This is a genomic window from Pantoea sp. Morm (assembly GCF_016643525.1).
In the GTDB taxonomy this organism is placed as follows: domain Bacteria; phylum Pseudomonadota; class Gammaproteobacteria; order Enterobacterales; family Enterobacteriaceae; genus Pantoea; species Pantoea dispersa.
Map to the genome: position 1 here is coordinate 1 of NZ_VOQX01000249.1, position 1,439 is coordinate 1,439.

Annotated in this window: 2 protein-coding genes; both read right to left on the minus strand. The window is 61.9% G+C overall.

All coding sequences use genetic code 11. The features are described from left to right. Nucleotides 1-188: 188 nt before the first annotated feature. A complete protein-coding gene (locus tag FT726_RS27305) occupies nucleotides 189-956 on the minus strand; it encodes an ATP-binding cassette domain-containing protein (protein WP_288425113.1) in 768 nt (255 codons plus the stop codon). Continuing rightward, the coding region (locus FT726_RS27310) for a TenA family protein (RefSeq protein WP_346303853.1) at nucleotides 949-1,439 on the minus strand (491 nt) is incomplete at its 5' end. The genes FT726_RS27310 and FT726_RS27305, both read right to left, overlap by 8 nt.

A 1,439-nucleotide genomic window follows, 5' to 3' on the forward strand; every position in this document is an offset into this window, starting at 1 on the left:
AACTCCACGCCGAGATCGTGCGCGGCGCGCTTGCCGCCCGCCTCCATCGCCTGAAAATAGGGAATACCGATGATTTGCGGCACGAAGGCCACCTTTTGTGCCGCGAAGGCGTAACCCGATACCAGCAGCGACAGCGAACAAACAGCAGTAGCAATGCGATGCATGATGATTTCCCCTGGTGTGAGTGCTTAGGTGTTTTCGAAAATGTGCGCATCAGGATGCGCACCGGTAATGAGTGCAACGATTTCGTCTGGCGTAGTGTCCGCGTGACGGCGCTCGGCGATTTTGCGGCCGCGACGAAACACCACCATGCGATCGGCCACGGCAAACACATCGCTGATGTTGTGGCTGATCAGCACCACAGCGCAGCCACGTTCCGCCAGGCGGCGCGTCAGCTGCAGGACTTTCTGCGTCTCCGCGACCGCCAGCGCGGCGGTGGGTTCATCCATGATCACCAGCTGCGCGTTGAGATTGAGTGCGCGACAGATCGCCACCGCCTGGCGCTGGCCACCGGACAGACTGCCAACCGCCGCTTCGGCATCGGAAATGTGCGCATCGAGCTCGGTCAGCAGTCGATCCACCGTTTCGCGCATCGCGCGGCGACGCAGAAACGGAATGCCGAGCACGCGGCGCTTCAGCTCGCGGCCAAGAAACACGTTCTCGGCAATCGACAGATTCTCTGCCAGCGCCAGCTCCTGATAGATGGTGGCAATACCGTGCTCGGCGGCCTGGCGCGGCGAGGTGAATTTCACCGACCTGCCGTCTACCCACAGCTCGCCGTCGCTGGCGCTGTACGCGCCGGATAACACTTTGGTAAAGGTCGATTTGCCTGCGCCGTTGTCACCCAGCAGCGCCAGCACTTCGCCGCGATGGATCGACAGATTGACCTGGCTTAGCGCTGTTAACGCGCCGAAGCGTTTGCCAATGTTGCGCGCTTCGATGAAACAGCTAGTCATGGGCGCTCTCCGGATAAGCCGCGCTGTGGAAATCGATCTCCCACTGCAGCACGCGGGCGTAAAGCTGCGACAGCTGAGCCTGTTGCGCCGCGCTGAGCGTCAGTGCACACTGGTCCAGCTCGGTTTTCAGCCACTGCGCCTGCTGATGGAACTCGTCTTCGGCATGCATCTCTACCCAGCGGCGTACGTCAGCGTCCTGCTGCGATTGCGCGCTGACGCGCAGGCACCAGTGGTAATACATCCACTCGGCACCGAACATCAGGGTGATGATTTCCGCGTAGCTGCCCTGCTGCGCGACTTTCAGCATGCCATCGCGGAATGCGCTGACGCCGGGCAGATCGTCCGGATAATCCGCCGGCTGAATGCCGCGCCGCGCCAGCACCGCCTCAAACCAGGCGATTTGCGTATCCACCAGCGCATTGAGCACGCCAATCAGCCAGCGCTGCTGACGAATGCCGGGCGCCTTGCTCACCGCCAGCGCAA

What these genes read in the sequence shown, in the direction of transcription:
- FT726_RS27305 (WP_288425113.1), bottom strand. Translation starts at nt 956, where the DNA reads ATGACTAGCTGTTTCATCGAAGCGCGCAACATTGGCAAACGCTTCGGC.